Source organism: Xanthomonas sp. NCPPB 2632, from assembly GCF_041228075.2.
Lineage (GTDB): Bacteria > Pseudomonadota > Gammaproteobacteria > Xanthomonadales > Rhodanobacteraceae > Luteibacter.
On the sequence record NZ_CM192979.1, the window covers coordinates 2,914,748 to 2,930,318 of the forward strand.

The following is a 15,571-nucleotide window of genomic DNA, read 5'->3' on the forward strand; positions in this document are numbered from 1 at the left end:
CTTACCTCCGGTACACCACGCCGACGAAGCACTCCGCTTCGCGGTAGCTCTGTGCCGCCGCATCGCTGCTGCGCCGCTCGCGCGCCACGGAGATGTGCCAGCTCCAGTGCCGGTTGATCTCCTTGGCCAGGTCCAGCCCAAGGCGAGTCGTGTGGTCGCTGCGGTCGAGCGTGCGGTAATCCACGTGCTCGTACGTACCGAAGCCGGACAAGGTCAGCGTCGGCGTCATGCGATAGCCCATGCCGATGCTGAGGCCACGCGCGGTCTGGTCGAAGGTCGGGTCGTCCAGGTAGGCCAGCTTGCCGATCGCCGGCGACACCGTGACGGTCAGGCGATCGCCACGCCAGTTCCAGTTCGCCTCCACCCGACGCTCGCGGTACACCTGCGAGCCGATCACGGCACTGCCCACCCCGATACCGTTACCGGTCGCGCCACGCCCCAGCCCGCCGGTATTGGCGAACGGATCGATGGCCTCGGCGCGATCGGCCTGCAGGCCCGCACCGTATGCGCCGGGCGTGGTGATGATGTCCTGCGCGGCATCGGCGTATTGCCAGGTGCCGGCCAGGGACACCGCGTTGCGCAGCGTCGGCTGCCAGCCCACCCGCAGTCGTACCAGTGGTGCCGATACGCTCCGGCCCTGGTCGAACGACAGCCGCGTGCCACCGAGCAGGACATCCGCATCGAAGTGCGGCAGCTTCCGCGTATAGCGCACGAAGGCTTCCTTGCGGTCGTAGTTGGCCCCGTCCGGCTGGTGGGTGAAGTCCACGCGCTGGAACTCGACGTTGCCGGATACCTGGTCGGTCGGGCCGAGGTCGCGGTAAAGCCGGAACGCCGCCATGCCACGCGAGGAATCGAACTGGTCGACCTTCGACGCATAGCTGTTGATGTAGCGCAGCTCCAGCTGCCCGCGCGCGGCATCGCCGAAACGCATCCGCAGCGTGGGACCCAGCACCAGCACGTTGGTCTGCTGCCGGTTGTCCGGCGCATCGGCGGACAGCTGGTCCACCGGTTGCACGCCGGCATAGTCCTCGACCGAGAAATCCAGCCGTTGAGGCAGCAGGGTCCAGTTCGCCTGCGCACCCAGTTGGGTCTGCGTCTGCGGATCGAAGTGACCTTCGAGATACTTCCGGTATTCGACCGTACCGAGCACGTTCGCCTGGAAGGTGGACCCCAGCTGGTTGAACTGGAACGTGGCGCCCGGGGTCAGCACGTTCTCGCTGAGGGGGCGATCCGAGGACAACGCGATGTTGTTGCTGTGCTCCAGGCCGGCATACAACGTGTAGTCCAGCGTACCGGCCAGCGAGCACGCCGGCACGGCCGCCAGACCCAGCGCGATCGCACGGGCCAGCGCCGTGGAGGCGAGCATGCGTTTCCTTCGACGCATCGCGATCACGGCGACTGGTTGAAGACGACGCCGGCCACCTTGGCCGGATCGAAATTGGACACCGCCTGGTGGATCGCGGCGGGAGTGTCGCGCCCGTAGCCCGCCACCACGACCACGAAATCGGCCAGGTCGGCAAGGATGCGCGCGTCGGGGGAGCCCTTCACCGGCGGGCCGTCCAGGAACAGGTAGCGATCGGCATAGCGGCAGCGCAGCGAGTCCAGCACCGCACGCATGCGGAACGAGGAAAAGTATTCCCCGCTGTTTTCCCGCGCCGTGCCGGCGGGGATCAGGCGCAGCCGGGGCACGCCGGTCGGATACATGATCGAGGCGATGCCACGCGCCGGATGCTCGAGGAAATCGATCAGTCCTCCCGTGCGCGGCTCGATGCCCAGGGCCTTGTGCTGGTCGGGATAGCGAAGGTTGCAGTCCACCAGCAGGCTGGTCTTCGATTCGTCGAAGGCAAACGCGGCGGCCAGGTTGCGCGTGACGAAACTGCCGCCGGAGCGCGGGCTGACCGCCACTACCAGGGTGATGAAGTTGCTGTCGCCGGCCATCTCCACCAGGCGGGTCCGGATGCCCCGGAACGCATCCGATTGCGAGCGCACTGACGCCTCGCGATGGATCAGGCGCTTGCGTTCGCAGTCGATGGGCGCCAGTGCGCCGCGCTCGTCACGCATCAGGGCGATGGAATGGCCCGACGCGGCATGCGCGTCGTCCTGCGCCTCGTCACGATCGACGAAATCGCCCGGCTCGGTGGATGCGTCAATGCGCGAGTGCATGGTCTTCAAGCCTTCATCCTCCACCAGAACAAACCCAGGTACACCGCGCCCACACCGAGCACGATCGCTGCGAGCAACATGTTCTGCAGCCGGTCGCGACGACGGTCACGCGGCGTGGGATAAAACGGAATCGTCGCAAGCACGGGGTAGCCCAGCGCCTGCTCCAGCTGCCCCACCGAACGCACCCGCGGATCGAAGCGGGCAACCGCGAACAGCAGACCGAACGGCACCGCTAGCGACAGGGCCAGGCCGGCCAGCCCGAAGTGCATGAAACGCAGGCCCGAGGGCACCAGCGGCATCACCGCCGGGTTCTGCACCTGGAAGGTCAGCCCGCGCTGCTCGGCATCCAGGTTCATCGACACGCGCGCGTTCTCGCGACGCTTCAGCAGGTCCTGGTAGACATCGCGGTTGACCGTGTAGTCGCGGGTCAGCTCGGCGGTCACGTTCTCGGAATTGGCGATGCGCCTGCTGCGTTCCAGTTCGGACTGCAGCATGCTTTCGCTGGCGCCTACCCGCGCCGAGGCGGCCGCAGCATCGCCACGGATCGTGGCCAGCTGCACACGCATCTGCTGGTTGACCGGATTCATGGCGACCATGCGGTCCACCGTGCCGCCGCCCACGGATCGCCGTGCGTCGGCGCCCTGCATCTGCGCGCGAAGATCGTCGATCTGGTGGCGAAGCCGCACCACGTCGGGATAGGCATCGGTGTAGGTCAATCGCAGCGTATCCAGCCGCGCTTGCATCTCGGCCAGTTGCGACGCGTAGATACCGCCCACGGTCTGCACCGCGTTCACTTCCGACTCGCCGCTCAGCTGCGCATTCATAGCCGCCGCCTGCGACTGCTTCTGCATCGCATCCATGCGATTGTTCTCGATCTGCGTACGCAGCGAACCGATGCGCGCGTTGGTGTCGGCATCGCTGCCGGGGCGCGCGTCGGCGTTGGCGTCCCGATACGCCTTGAGCTTGTTTTCCGCGTCGGTGAGCTTGCCCCGGTAGGCTTCCACCTGGCTGTCGATGAACTCGTAGGCATCGCGGCTTTCGCGCTGTTTGGACGCCAGGCTTTCGCTGATGAACAGCTGGCCGAACGCACGGGTCACCTCGAACGCGCGCCGCGGATCGGCATCGAAATAGCTGATCGTGATCAGGTTGTCACGGCCGTTGACGACCTTCGTGCGCGACTTGATCGCCTCGATCAGCCGGTCGCGTTCGATGGGCGTCGGCGTGCTCGCCAGCCAGCCACCGGTGCGCAGCACCTGGTCCATCACGCGACGGCTGAAGATCACGTCGCGCGCCATGCCCACGCGGTTCGCGTTGGCGGTGGCCGATGCCGCGCCCTCCATCAGCGGCGTGATGATGCTCGCCTCCTGAGCCAGGATGGTGGTGGACGCTTCGTATTTCTTCGGCCACAGCGCGCCGATGCCCAGCGCGGCCAGCGCGATCGCCGCGAAGGTCACGCCCAGCGCGATCCGGCGCCGGCGTGCCTCTCCGATCAGGGCGGGCAGCATGCCCGCGAAAGGAACGAGTTCCCCGTTCATGGATAACACCCCTTGCCCCGCCCGACGGCGGGGCGGTCAGAAAGCGCGCTGCGGGACGGTGATGACGTCACCGGGCTGCACGGGATAGTTGTTGGCCAGGTCGCCCTGCTGGAGGATCTTCTGCAGGCTGACCGCATAGGCCTGCGTGCTGCCCGCCGCGTCGTGCCGATAGAGTTCGGTGCGATCGGGCGCGGCGAATTCCGTCGTGCCCCCCGCCGCCAGCACCGCGTCCAGCACGGTCATGCCCTGGCGATACGGCATCGAGATCGGGCTCCGCACGGCACCCGTAACCCGCACGCGAGATAGGTATTCGTGGCTGCGCAGCGCGGTCAGGATCACCGCCACCTGCGGATCGCGGATGTACTGCACCAGCTTCTGCTGGATCTCGGCGCTCACCTGGTCGGTGGTGCGTCCGCCGGCGGCCACGTCGCCGACCAGCGGCACGGTGATCTTGCCGTCCGGGCGCACCGGCACGCTGACGCTCAGGTCGGGGTTGTGCCAGACGGTCACCTGCAACTCGTCGTCCACCCCGATCAGGTAAGCGGCGACGACCGGACTGGCCGCATCCCGCGTGGGCGGCGGCAGATGACTGCCACCGGTGGCGCAGGCCGTCAGCCAGAGAGTGGCTGCTACGGCAGCGACGCGTTTTCCATGATTCATACGACACCCACCCTGTGATTTCGCTCGGTGGGTATCGTCATTTCAATGCACGGTGGCGTCCATTCAACAGCCCGCCTAGGCCATTCGACCGACGGGCGGCGGCACTGCTTTTGCGCCATGATCGCGGCGGCCATGGATATCGCCGACTACCTGATCCATCCTGCCGTGCAGGCCCTGTTGCTGGCCGTCCTGTCCACTGCGCTGGTGCTGTGGCGCCGGCCGCGCCTTGCCTGTGTCCTCGGTATCCTCGCCGCGGCATGGCTCACGATCGCGTCCACACCGGCCCTGGCCCTGCACCTGCGCAACGGACTGGTAACGGGCATGGACGACACGTCGTCCCGCGCGGACGCCATCGTCGTGCTGGGCGGCGGCGTGCTCCCGGACGGCGACTGGTCGCGGACGACGACACGGGCCGGCATGGGCCTTTCGCTGTGGCGTGCCGGAAAGGCGCCCGTGCTGATCGCCTCCGGCAACGACCAGGCGGTTTATCTCGCGCGGGGGTTTGCGGCGTCCGGTGTGCCGACACGGGACCTGCGCGTGGAAGACGCCAGCACCGACACGCACGAGAACGCGCGCGACACCGCCGCGATCCTCCGGAACGAAGACCTGCATCGCATCGTCCTGGTCACGTCCGATATCCACATGCGACGCGCGGCGGCCTGTTTTCGCCGCGAGGGTGTGCACGTGATCGAGTCCCCGGCCGACGACGCCCTGACCGAGCTGGTCGCCGCATCGGCCTGGCTGCCGCGGCGCGACGCGCTCACGCTCACCGCCCGTTGCCTGCACGAGTACGTCGCGCTATGGATGTATCGCCAGCGGCACTGGATGACCTGACGCGACGCTCAGCGGTCGTCGGTCTCGATCTGCAACGAGGTCTTGCCGTCGCGCCGTATCAGCCCCGGCCCGAACTGGACGACTTTCTCGTCCTTCAGCACAACGGTGTAGTCCTTATGGGTGAAGGAGAACCGGCCCGGACGGCGATCGAGCCAGCTCATCACCTCGAAACCGATCATCGTGCGATCGGAATCGGCCGGTCCGAGCCGGTCCAGCACTTCGTCGCGGGGCATGCCCACGTCGAGGCGGGCAACTTTCGAGGCCATGCCCGCGCATGCGGACAGGCCCATGGTCAGGGCGACGACGACGATGGCCCGGTTCATCCTCACTCGCATTCCCCACACGGATCGGCATTGCCGCGATGGTAGCGCACCGGCGGCCTCGTCACGTTAGCGTACGGAGGTGGATGGCGTCGGCGCCTGGCCGACGGGCTTGCCGTGCGGGTCCAGCGTATGACCCTGCGCATCCACGCCGTGGGCATTGGCGTTCTCGACACGGCGCGTCACGCCCCTGGCCGAACCGGCGGGCTTGACGGGCACCAGGCCGCGCTCGGTGGCGCCGGCATCGGAATGGGGCTGCACGGGTGCGGCGGCGGGATGGGGGCGGGCCACGGCACCGGTGTCCAGATCCTGCGGCGCACCGGGCGACGGTGAAGCGGGTGCCGGCGTCGCGATCGGTTTCGGCGACGGTGCGCTGGCCGGGTTCGACGACGGCGCCGTCTGGGCCATCGCGGCGGTGGCGGCAAGGGCGAGTGACAGCAGGAACAGCGGACGCATGGGCATGGCGGACTCCTGGCTTGCCGGTGCGACGCCCCGGCTGGACCACGACGCTATCGCCGCCGGTGTGAAGCCCGCGCGTCCCTGCTAGGCTGCGGCCCTACCCTGCCGGAGACACGCGATGCTGCTTGCCCTCGCTCTTGCCATGGCCGCCGATGGCGGCTTCGAAGCCCGCGTGCAGACCGCGAAGGTGCTGGAGACCAACGTCGAAGGCAAGCTATGGCAGGGCAAGCTGTGGGACACCATCGGCAACCCGGCCACGGACGCGCTGAAGGACTGCATCGCCAGCAACATGCCGGCCGCCGACCGGCGCCCGTTCACGCTGGTGGCACGGGTGCGTCCGGACGGGCGCAGCCTGGACGTGGACGTAAAGCCGAAAACGCCCGTGGCTACCTGTTTCGCCGGGCAGTTCGCCAACTGGGCGCTGCCCGCGCCACCGAAGACGCCGAGCCCCTATCCGATGGAGATCGACGTCTCGATGCAATGACGTCAGCGCGTCGCGGAGGCGCCCGTTACGGCGTAGGGCATGTGCTTCATCCTGTGCCTCGTCACGATCGACACAGCCGCCAACTCACCGCCCGTGGTCTGCACGACTATGTCGCACGGTAGATGGTTGCCGTCGGCACAGGCAAGCCTGACCGATCGAGGGGCCGATACGGCAAGTTCGGCGGCAAGTGTCGAACGCTGCTGCAATAGCGTTGGCGCACGCAAGGCCCGTCTACAACGTTTGTCCTATGGCCCTTGTTTCAGGCCAGTTGTAGGGTAATCCATAAGCCCATTGACGGAGAGCGACATGCGCCAGATCCACGGACGGACACCAGCACCGGGCACCAGTAGCCCACGCGCATTGATTCTATCGACTGAACAACCCGCCGATCGCGATTCGCACCGGCCGTTGGCCGATGTGGCCGCAGCGCACGATGGCGTTCTGAACAAGGTGACTGCGGAACTCAAAGGTTCGGATATCGTTTTCATGGAGCATAAGTGATGAGTACGAATCTTTCTTCGAACCATCCCACGGAAACAGGTAAGTCTGCGTCGCTCGAACTTGTTGTACGACGCCCACAGAGCGGCGACTCAAGGTTTCCTTCTCCGGCGATAGCGCAAGCGATCGACGGAGTGCTGGACATGAATATCGTTTCGTCGGATGTATTCGTCAGCATCGCTCCATGGCCCCTCATTGTTAGTGGCCAAACGTACTCACTAAGTATCCAGGGACAAAAGACTGACGGATCACCTTATGAACTGGTTATCGTCCAGAATCGCGCGTTGAAAGACAGCGAGGTCAGTTCCGGGCCGAAGCACGCTGTGGAACGTCTTGATCTCGAAAATCTGCGTGACAACTCTGACTTCACGCTTATCTTCAGCGTCGCATTTGCTCCTGGCATGTCGGGTATCACTTTCCCGACATCAGTTTTTCGAATCATTCAAGAAGAGAAGCGTGATCCGCTGACCCTGTCTGGACCCTCCAGCGCCTATGTAGGCTACAGTTTCATATTCAGCGCAAAGGGTGGCAAACCACCCTATGCCTATCTATCCAGTAATAATGCCGTTGCACGAATGACCGATGCCGCAGGTAATGGCGTCGCTGTAAGCCCGGGCTCTTGCGCTATCAGCGTGACCGATAATGCGAAGGGAAGTGCGACGCACAACTTCACGGTAGTTAAAGTAGAACCTCCGGTAGTTACTCCAAGAACTTACACTAATGTGAGGCCCGGGCAGACATATACGTTCGAGGCACTCGGCGGAAAGCCACCTTACCGATGGACGCCCGGAGTTCGGCCGGAAGAAATCCAGTTACACAACACATCAGGGCCTCGCGTGACAGTGACGACTACGTCTCGTTTCATCGCTGGTACTAACGTAGATGTGGTAGACGCGAACGGGCTGGTGGCCTGGGGGCTGCTCTCCCCGCCCTTGCTGTAGTGAAATAACGGGTTCGTCCAACAAGTCACCCCGACCGGACGCGACCGAACACTGGTTCCGTCGGTGCAAACGGTTCGCTGCTTGTATGCCATCCCTGGCCCCGCCACTTACGCAGGTGGCGGGGCTGGGGACCCAGTAGAGACCGGCGTCTCAATGCGGTAGTCAGTTAAAGTCGTCCGGATCGGGGCCCATGCGCTTGCCCGCATCCAGCCCGGCGATCGCCTTCATGTCCTCGTCCGTCAGCGCAAAATCGAACACGTCGATGTTCGCGGCGATGCGCTCGGGGGTGGCGGACTTTGGAATCACCATGTGGCCGAGCTGCACGTGCCAGCGCAGCACCACCTGGGCGCTCGACTTGCCGTACTTCTTGCCGATGGCAACCAGCGTTTCGTTCTTGAGCAGGTCGCCACCCTGGCCCAGCGGGCTCCAGGCTTCCGTGATGATCGTGTGCTTCGCGTTGGCGGCTACGACGTCGCGCTGGGCGAAGTCCGGATGCAGTTCGATCTGGTTGACCACCGGGACCACGCCGGTTTCCTGCACGATCCGCTCCAGGTGGGCGGGCTGGAAGTTGGACACACCGATCGAACGGATCCGGCCTTCCTCGCGCAGGCGGATGAACGCCTTCCAGGTATCGACGTAGCGATCGTGCTTCGGCGTCGGCCAGTGGATCAGGTACATGTCCACATAATCGGTGCCGAGCTTGCGCACGCTCTCGTCGAACGCCTTCAGCGTCGAGTGGAAACCCTGCTCGCTGTTCCACAGTTTGGTGGTGAGGAAGATATCGCCACGCGCCACACCTGAGCGTTCCATGCCCTGGCGCACACCGGCTTCGTTCTTGTAGATGGCCGCGGTGTCGATCGAGCGATAGCCCGCTTTCAGCGCGGCGGCCACCGCGTCGGCGGTTTCGGCATCGGGAATCTGGAAGACACCGAAGCCCAGCTGCGGTGCCTTGTTGCCGTCGTTGAGGTCGAGGACCGGAACGGTGGAGGTCATGCGTTGTCTCCTGCGGGGAACCACCGGTCATGATGACGGCGGCCCCGCATTCAACGCGTGACGGGTCAGTCGCCGCGTGCGGCGTAATGCGTTTCGACGTAGTGGTCGAGGATGGCCACGAACTCGTCGGCGATGTGGTCACCGCGCAACGTCATCGCTTTCTCGCCGTCGATGAACACCGGCGCGGAAGGCGCCTCGCCGTTGCCCGGCAGCGAGATACCGATGTTGGCGTGCTTGGATTCACCCGGTCCGTTGACGATGCAGCCCATCACCGCCAGCGTGAGGTTTTCCACGCCGTCGTACTTCACCCGCCACACGGGCATCTGCTCGCGCACATGCGCCTGCACCGTCTTGGCCAGCTCCTGGAAGAACTCACTCGTGGTGCGGCCGCAACCCGGGCACGCGGTGACCAGCGGGGTGAACGCGCGCAGGCCCATGGTCTGCAGCAGTTCCTGCGCCACGATCACCTCGGCGGTGCGCGACTGGCCCGGCTCCGGCGTGAGCGAGATGCGGATGGTGTCACCGATGCCTTCCTGCAACAGCACCCCCAGGGCGGCGCTGGAGGCCGTGATGCCCTTGGAGCCCATGCCGGCTTCGGTCAGGCCCAGGTGCAGCGCGTAATCGCCGCGACGCGCGAGGTCGCGGTACACCGCGATCAGCTCCTGCACGCCGGACACCTTGCACGACAGGATGATGCGGTCGCGCGCCAGGCCGAGGTCCTCGGCGCGGGCCGCGGAATCCAGCGCGGAGCGGATCAGGGCCTCACGAGCCACGTGGCCGGCGTCCCACGGATCGGCGCGGCCGGCGTTCTCGTCCATCAGCGCGGCCACCATGGACTGGTCCAGCGAGCCCCAGTTGGCACCGATGCGCACGGGTTTGTCGTAGCGGATGGCCATCTGGATGATCGAGGCGAACTGGGCGTCCTTCTTCTTGCCGAAGCCCACGTTGCCCGGGTTGATACGGTATTTCGCCAGGGCCTCGGCGCAGGCGGGCTCGCCTTCCAGCAGCTGGTGGCCGTTGTAGTGGAAATCGCCGATCAGCGGCACCGAGACGCCCATCATCTCCAGGCGCTCGCGGATGCGCGGCACGGCGGCGGCGGCGGCCGGCGTGTTGACGGTGATGCGGACCATTTCCGAGCCGGCGCGGGCCAGCTCGGCCACCTGCTTCGCGGTGGATACGGGGTCTTCCGTATCCGTATTGGTCATCGACTGCACGACGATGGGCGCGCCGCCGCCGACCTGGACGCGGTCGATCACGACACCGGTGCTGGGGCGGCGGGCGCCTGCTTCCGCGGGACGCGGGCGGCTGGAAAGGGTCTCGGTCATAGCCGCGCATTTTAGCGCACTGGCATGACCGGAAACCGACTGGTTCTCACGCCACATCGATACCCTGGCCGCGATCATGCGCCATCCAGCTAGACTCGCCCCCCATGAATGCCCGACACCGCACCCACGGCTTTTCCAGCCGCCTGTTCGCCCAGCAGGCCCTCAGCCGCAGCGCCGGCGCTCCCCTCATCGGGGGCAACGCCGTCGAGCTGCTGATCGACGCCCAGGCGCATTTCGATGCCTGGCTGAAGGCCATCGCGGGGGCCACCCGGCATGTGTTCCTCGAGAACTACATCATCCGCGACGACCGGATCGGCCAGGCCTTCCGCGACGCGCTGGTGGAGCGCGTGCAGGCCGGCGTGTTCGTGGCCGTGATCGGCGACTGGGGTGGCTGCCTGGGCCAGTCGCGCTCGTCGTTCTGGGCGCCGCTGCGCGCGGCCGGCGGCCTGGTCCGCATCTACAACCCGCCCCGCCTGGGCAGCTCGTTCGGCTGGATCAGCCGCGACCATCGCAAGCTGCTGGTGGTCGACGGCGAGGTCGGCTTCCTGTCCGGCGTGTGCCTGAGCGAGAAGTGGCTGGGCGAGCCGGGCCGCGACGTACCGCCCTGGCGCGATACCGGCGTGGCGCTGCGCGGACCGGCCGTGGCGGAACTGGAACACGCCTTCGCCGACAGCTGGCGCGAGGCCGGCGAACCCCTGCCGGACGACACGCGGCTGTCGCCCGTCGCCACCCCCGTCGAGGCCGGCCAGGTCGCCCTGCGCGTCATCGCCACGCAGCCCAGCACCGCCGGCATGTACCGGCTGGACCAGATGGTGGCGGCGATGGCGCACAAGACCCTGTGGCTGACCGATGCCTACTTCGTGGGCGTGGCGCCCTATGTGCAGGCGCTTTCCGCGGCCGCGCGCGACGGCGTCGATGTCCGCCTGCTGGTGCCCGGCACCAGCGATATCCCCATGGTCGCCGGCATGTCGCGTTCCGGTTACCGGCCCCTGCTGAAGGCCGGCATCCGCGTGTTCGAATGGAACGGCTCGATGCTGCATGCCAAAACGGCCGTGGCCGACGGCCGCTGGGCCCGCGTGGGCTCGTCCAACCTGAACATCGCCAGCTGGCTCAGCAATCGGGAAATCGACGTAGCAATCGAGGACGCCGGTTTCGCCACGCAGCTCGAGGCCCAGTACGAGGCCGACCTGGAAAACGCCACCGAGATCCTGCTGCAGCCCCGGCGGCGCCGGTCGGGCAACGAGCGCGTGCGCAGCAGCGCGCCGCATCCGCCGCGTCCCCGTCGCGGGGGTGGAAGCTCGGGCCGCGCGGCAGCCGGCGCTTTGCGCATCGCCAACACCGTGGGTGCGGCGATTTCCCAGCACCGGGTGCTGGGCGACACCGAAACCGGGCCGTTGCTGGCCGGCTTCGCCGCCGCGCTGGTGCTGACCGTGGTCGCCATGTCCTGGCCGGCGGTGATCGCCTGGCCGCTGGCGCTGCTGGGCGCGTGGTTCACCGTCAACCTCGCCGTCAGTTGGTGGACGCTGCGGGAGAAGCGCCGGAAGCACGGCACGGCGGCCGGCCAGGGTGCGGACGACTGAAGCCGGGGCTGGCTAGCTCCGGGGCTTGAAGGTCAGCGGCTGGCTCTCGATGGCCGGGCCGGCCGAGGGCGCAGGCCCGCACGAGCCGCACGAGCCGCAGCCGTCGCCGCAGCTGCCGGTGGCCACCGCCGGCTGGATACGCCGGCCCAGTGCGCGAAGCATGCCGGGGCGACCATCGCGGTTGAGCGCGGCCGAGACGCGCGCCATGGCCCGCACCGAGGTCTTCGGCAGCAGCTTGCGGAACGCGACATAGGCGGCCGCGAGCACGACGACCGCGATGACGACACCCTGGACGATATCGAACGTGCTCATGAGAGCGCCCTCGCGATCTGGTAGGTGGCCAGCGAGGCCAGGTAGGCCAGGCCGAACAGGTAGCCGGCGGCCACGGCCACGTTGCGCCATGAGTTGGTCTCGCGGCGGATCACCGCCAGCGTGGACATGCACTGCGGCGCGAACACGTACCAGGCCAGCAGCGACAGGGCGGTGGCCAGCGACCAGGAGTGCGAGATCACCGGACCCAGCTGCGAGGCCACGGTGTCGTCGCTGCCGGACATGGCATACACCGTGCCCAGCGCGGCCACGGCAACCTCGCGCGCCGCCAGGCCCGGTACCAGTGCGATGCAGATCTGCCAGTTGAATCCGATCGGCGCGAACACGTATTCCAGCAGCCGGCCCAGGCGGCCCGCCATGCTGTAGTCGATGGCCGGGCCCGTGGCGCCCTCGGGCGGCCCCGGGAAGCTGGACAGGAACCACAGCAGCACGGTGAGCGCGAGGATGATGCCCCCCACCCGCTTGAGGAAGATCAGCGCACGCTCCCACAAGCCCAGGCCGATGTCGCGCACGTTGGGCAGACGGTACGACGGCAGCTCCATGATCAGCGCGTGCTCGCTGCGATCCTTGCGCAGCCGCTTGATCACGAACGCGACCAGCAGCGCGCTGAAGATGCCTGCGAAGTACAGCGTGAACAGCACCACGCCCTGCAGGTTGAAGATGCCCGCCACCGTGTGGTTGGGAATGAACGCGGCGATCAGCAGCGTGTACACCGGCAGGCGCGCCGAGCAGGTCATCAACGGCGCAACAAGGATCGTGGTGAGGCGATCGCGCGGATCCTGGATGCTGCGCGTGGCCATGATGCCGGGGATGGCGCAGGCGAAGCTGGACAGCAACGGAATGAACGCCCTGCCCGTCAGGCCCACGCGGAACATCATCCGGTCGAGCAGGAACGCCGCGCGCGGCAGGTAACCGGATTCCTCCAGCACCAGGATGAAGAGGAACAGGATGAGGATCTGCGGCAGGAACACCAGCACCGCGCCCAACCCGGCGAACAAACCATCCTTGAGCAGGCTGTGCAGCGCGCTGCCCTCGGGCAGGAACCCGGTGAGCCCATCGCCCAGCGCGGCGATACCGGCCTGGATGCCGTCCATGACCGGTTGCGCCCACGAGAACACGGCCTGGAAGATCATGAACATGAGCGCCGCGAGGATCGCCAGGCCGAACACGGGATGCAGCACCCAGCGGTCGATGGCGTCGTCGAGGGCCGCGGTGTCGCGCGGCAACGTGACCGTCTCGGCGAGGATGGAACGCACCTCGGCATGCAGGCGGTCGCGGTCGGCCGTGTCGATCTCGGCCGGCTGGATGGACGGGACGGCCCGGTCGATGCGGTCGATCAGCGCCTGCGCGCCGCCGCGCTTCACCGCGATCGTCTCCACCACGGGCACGCCGAGCCGCCGCGACAGCGCGTCCACGTCGATGACCATGCCGCGGCGGCGCGCGGCGTCCATCATGTTCAGCGCGAGCACCACGGGACGACCCAGGCGGCGCACTTCCAGCACGAAGCGCAGGTGCAGGCGCAGGTTGGTGGCATCGGCCACGCAGACGATCAGGTCCGGCGGCGCCTCGCCGGGATAGCGCCCCTGGCAGACGTCACGCGTGATCGCCTCGTCGGGACTGGTCGCGTCGAAGCTGTAGGTACCCGGCAGATCGAGGATCTGCAACGTGCGCCCGGAGGGCGTGACGAAGCGGCCCTCCTTGCGTTCCACGGTGACACCGGCGTAGTTGGCGACCTTCTGCCGGCCGCCGGTGAGCTGGTTGAACAGGGCCGTCTTGCCGCAGTTGGGATTGCCGACCAGGGCGATGCGGGTGGCGATGGCGCTCATGCGGCGTCCTCCATGGCGATGGTGACGCGCGCGGCCTCGGTACGGCGCAGCGCGAAACGGGTCGAGCCGATCTGGATCAGCAGGGGATCGCCACCGAGCGGCCCGCGCGCCACCAGGCGCACCGGCTCGCCGGCCACGAAGCCCAGGTCGCGCAGACGCTGCGCGATGGGATCGGCGGGATGGGCATCGGTGACGGACTGGACCACGGCTTTGGCACCTTTCGGCGCGTCGGAGAGGCGCACAGCGAATACTCAAATAAGAACTGTTCGCATTGTATGCCTTTAGCGCGAGGGCTGCACATGCGGTGCCGGCCTATTATGATCTTGCGCCCTGCCCCGGAGATTGCCCATGTCCGCCGTCGAACTCCGCCGTCACGGCAGCACCGCCCATCTGGTGATGAACCGTCCCGAGGTGCACAACGCCTTCGACGACGGCCTGATCGCCGAGTTGACCGCCGCGATCGACGAGGTCGAGCACGACGACGGCGTACGCGCCGTGGTGTTGACCGGCAGTGGCGGCAGTTTCTCCGCAGGGGCCGACCTGAACTGGATGCGCGGCATGGCCGCCGCCAGCGAAGCCGACAACCGGGCCGACTCGCTACGCCTGGCCGCGCTGATGCGTCGCCTGCAATTTCTTGCGAAGCCGACCGTGGCACGCGTCAACGGCGCGGCCTTCGGCGGCGGCGTGGGCCTGATCGCGTGCTGCGACATCGCAGTTACGGTGGACAGCGCGCGCTTCGCGCTGTCCGAGGTCAAGCTCGGCCTGGTGCCCGCGGTGATCTCGCCCTACGTGGTGGCCGCGATCGGCCTGCGCCAGGCCCGCCGGCTGTTCATCACCGGCGAACTGATCGACAGCGCCGCGGCACTGTCGATGGGCCTGGTGCACGAGGTGGTGCCGCCGGACCAGCTGGACGCGGCCGTGGAACGCGTGCTGGGCCTGCTGACGCGCGGTGGCCCCGTGGCGCAGCGCGAAGCGAAGCGGCTGGCGCTTGCGATGGGCGGTCACACCCCGGCGGACGCGGAACGCACCGACACGGAAAACGCGGCGCTGATCGCACGGCTGCGCGTGTCGCCCGAGGGCCAGCATGGCCTGTCCGCCTTCCTGGACAAGACCACGCCGGCCTGGCTGGACTGAGCGATCAGCCCAGCAGCGGCGGCAGGTCCTTGCCGATCTTCTCCGGCGTGTCGGTGGGCGCGTAGCGTTCCACGACCTGGCCATCGCGATCGACCAGGAACTTGGTGAAGTTCCACTTGATGCCCTCGGTACCCAGCAGGCCCTTCTTCTGCGATTTCATCCAGCGGAACAGCGGGTGCGCCTGCTCGCCGTTCACCTCCACCTTCGAGAACATCGGGAAGCTGACCTCGTAGGTCAGCGAGCAGAAGTCGCGAATGTCCGCTTCGTCGCCCGGCTCCTGATGACCGAACTGGTCGCATGGAAAACCCAGTACCTCGAACCCTTGCGCCGCATACGTCTTGTGCAGTTGCTCCAGCCCCTTGTACTGCGGCGTGAACCCGCACCTGGACGCCACGTTCACCACGAGCAGGGCCTTGCCGCGGAACTCCGCCAGCGACCGCTCGTTGCCGTCGATGTCGCGTGCGGAGAAGTCGTAGATGCTGGTCATGC

18 protein-coding genes are annotated in these 15,571 nt (G+C 67.1%); 6 read left to right on the forward strand and 12 right to left on the reverse strand.

Going from position 1 to position 15,571, the window contains the following annotated elements; genetic code table 11:
* Position 1: 1 nt before the first annotated feature.
* The 4 genes from AB8808_RS12205 to AB8808_RS12220 are packed head-to-tail and all read right to left on the reverse strand — an operon-like array spanning position 2 to position 4,358.
* Entirely contained in the window at positions 2 to 1,366 is a 1,365-nt protein-coding gene (locus AB8808_RS12205; protein WP_369929725.1) for an outer membrane beta-barrel protein, read from the reverse strand.
* Positions 1,367 to 1,389: 23 nt separating this feature from the next.
* Positions 1,390 to 2,163, reverse strand: coding sequence for a P-loop NTPase family protein (locus AB8808_RS12210; RefSeq protein ID WP_369931253.1), 774 nt, complete (start codon positions 2,161 to 2,163; stop codon positions 1,390 to 1,392).
* A 5-nt stretch (positions 2,164 to 2,168) separates the two neighbouring features.
* Positions 2,169 to 3,698, reverse strand: a complete 1,530-nt coding sequence (locus AB8808_RS12215; protein ID WP_369929727.1) for an XrtA system polysaccharide chain length determinant — start codon at positions 3,696 to 3,698, stop codon at positions 2,169 to 2,171.
* 36 nt (positions 3,699 to 3,734) lie between these two features.
* Positions 3,735 to 4,358 carry an XrtA/PEP-CTERM system exopolysaccharide export protein gene (locus AB8808_RS12220; RefSeq protein ID WP_369929729.1) on the reverse strand — a complete coding sequence of 208 codons (624 nt, stop codon included), beginning with the start codon at positions 4,356 to 4,358 and terminating at the stop codon, positions 3,735 to 3,737.
* Positions 4,359 to 4,490: 132 nt separating this feature from the next.
* Here AB8808_RS12220 and AB8808_RS12225 point away from each other — a divergent pair, with 132 nt between their 5' ends.
* Complete coding sequence (locus AB8808_RS12225) at positions 4,491 to 5,192, forward strand: YdcF family protein (protein WP_369929730.1); 702 nt, start codon at positions 4,491 to 4,493, stop codon at positions 5,190 to 5,192.
* Positions 5,193 to 5,200: 8 nt separating this feature from the next.
* On the opposite strand, the gene AB8808_RS12230 is transcribed toward AB8808_RS12225, so the two are convergent.
* A complete protein-coding gene (locus AB8808_RS12230; protein WP_369929732.1) occupies positions 5,201 to 5,515 on the reverse strand; it encodes a hypothetical protein in 315 nt (104 codons plus the stop codon).
* A gap of 66 nt (positions 5,516 to 5,581) precedes the next feature.
* Positions 5,582 to 5,974, reverse strand: a complete 393-nt coding sequence (locus AB8808_RS12235; RefSeq protein WP_369929734.1) for a hypothetical protein — start codon at positions 5,972 to 5,974, stop codon at positions 5,582 to 5,584.
* 115 nt (positions 5,975 to 6,089) lie between these two features.
* Here AB8808_RS12235 and AB8808_RS12240 point away from each other — a divergent pair, with 115 nt between their 5' ends.
* The 3 genes from AB8808_RS12240 to AB8808_RS12250 all read left to right on the forward strand — a co-directional run bounded on the left by AB8808_RS12240 (position 6,090) and on the right by AB8808_RS12250 (position 7,894).
* Positions 6,090 to 6,455: a peptidase C13 gene (locus AB8808_RS12240; protein ID WP_369929736.1), complete on the forward strand. Its 366-nt coding sequence runs from the start codon at positions 6,090 to 6,092 to the stop codon at positions 6,453 to 6,455.
* A gap of 306 nt (positions 6,456 to 6,761) precedes the next feature.
* A complete protein-coding gene (locus AB8808_RS12245; RefSeq protein ID WP_369929738.1) occupies positions 6,762 to 6,956 on the forward strand; it encodes a hypothetical protein in 195 nt (64 codons plus the stop codon).
* Between the two features lie 140 nt (positions 6,957 to 7,096).
* A complete protein-coding gene (locus tag AB8808_RS12250) occupies positions 7,097 to 7,894 on the forward strand; it encodes a hypothetical protein (RefSeq protein ID WP_369929740.1) in 798 nt (265 codons plus the stop codon).
* A 162-nt stretch (positions 7,895 to 8,056) separates the two neighbouring features.
* Here AB8808_RS12250 and AB8808_RS12255 read toward each other — a convergent pair whose 3' ends face one another.
* Positions 8,057 to 8,887, reverse strand: a complete 831-nt coding sequence (locus AB8808_RS12255; protein WP_369929743.1) for an aldo/keto reductase — start codon at positions 8,885 to 8,887, stop codon at positions 8,057 to 8,059.
* Between the two features lie 65 nt (positions 8,888 to 8,952).
* Positions 8,953 to 10,212 carry a flavodoxin-dependent (E)-4-hydroxy-3-methylbut-2-enyl-diphosphate synthase gene (gene ispG / locus AB8808_RS12260; RefSeq protein ID WP_036141020.1) on the reverse strand — a complete coding sequence of 420 codons (1,260 nt, stop codon included), beginning with the start codon at positions 10,210 to 10,212 and terminating at the stop codon, positions 8,953 to 8,955.
* A gap of 104 nt (positions 10,213 to 10,316) precedes the next feature.
* On the opposite strand from ispG, the gene AB8808_RS12265 reads away from it, so the two are divergent.
* On the forward strand, positions 10,317 to 11,792 hold the full coding sequence (locus AB8808_RS12265; RefSeq protein WP_369929746.1) for a phospholipase D-like domain-containing protein: 1,476 nt from the start codon (positions 10,317 to 10,319) through the stop codon (positions 11,790 to 11,792).
* A 12-nt stretch (positions 11,793 to 11,804) separates the two neighbouring features.
* Here the strand turns inward: AB8808_RS12265 and AB8808_RS12270 are convergent, their stop codons facing one another.
* From AB8808_RS12270 to AB8808_RS12280, 3 genes are read right to left on the reverse strand one after another with little or no spacing between them, the layout of a single operon-like run.
* Positions 11,805 to 12,104, reverse strand: a complete 300-nt coding sequence (locus tag AB8808_RS12270; RefSeq protein ID WP_369929748.1) for a DUF6587 family protein — start codon at positions 12,102 to 12,104, stop codon at positions 11,805 to 11,807.
* Entirely contained in the window at positions 12,101 to 13,948 is a 1,848-nt protein-coding gene (gene feoB / locus AB8808_RS12275) for a ferrous iron transporter B (protein ID WP_369929750.1), read from the reverse strand. The genes AB8808_RS12270 and feoB overlap by 4 nt, the downstream gene beginning before the upstream one ends.
* Positions 13,945 to 14,190, reverse strand: a complete 246-nt coding sequence (locus AB8808_RS12280; protein WP_036141014.1) for a FeoA family protein — start codon at positions 14,188 to 14,190, stop codon at positions 13,945 to 13,947. The genes feoB and AB8808_RS12280 overlap by 4 nt, the downstream gene beginning before the upstream one ends.
* A gap of 106 nt (positions 14,191 to 14,296) precedes the next feature.
* Between AB8808_RS12280 and AB8808_RS12285 the strand changes: the two genes are divergently transcribed.
* Positions 14,297 to 15,082 carry an enoyl-CoA hydratase-related protein gene (locus AB8808_RS12285; RefSeq protein ID WP_369929751.1) on the forward strand — a complete coding sequence of 262 codons (786 nt, stop codon included), beginning with the start codon at positions 14,297 to 14,299 and terminating at the stop codon, positions 15,080 to 15,082.
* 4 nt (positions 15,083 to 15,086) lie between these two features.
* On the opposite strand, the gene AB8808_RS12290 is transcribed toward AB8808_RS12285, so the two are convergent.
* Complete coding sequence (locus AB8808_RS12290) at positions 15,087 to 15,569, reverse strand: glutathione peroxidase (RefSeq protein WP_369929753.1); 483 nt, start codon at positions 15,567 to 15,569, stop codon at positions 15,087 to 15,089.
* Positions 15,570 to 15,571: the final 2 nt, after the last annotated feature.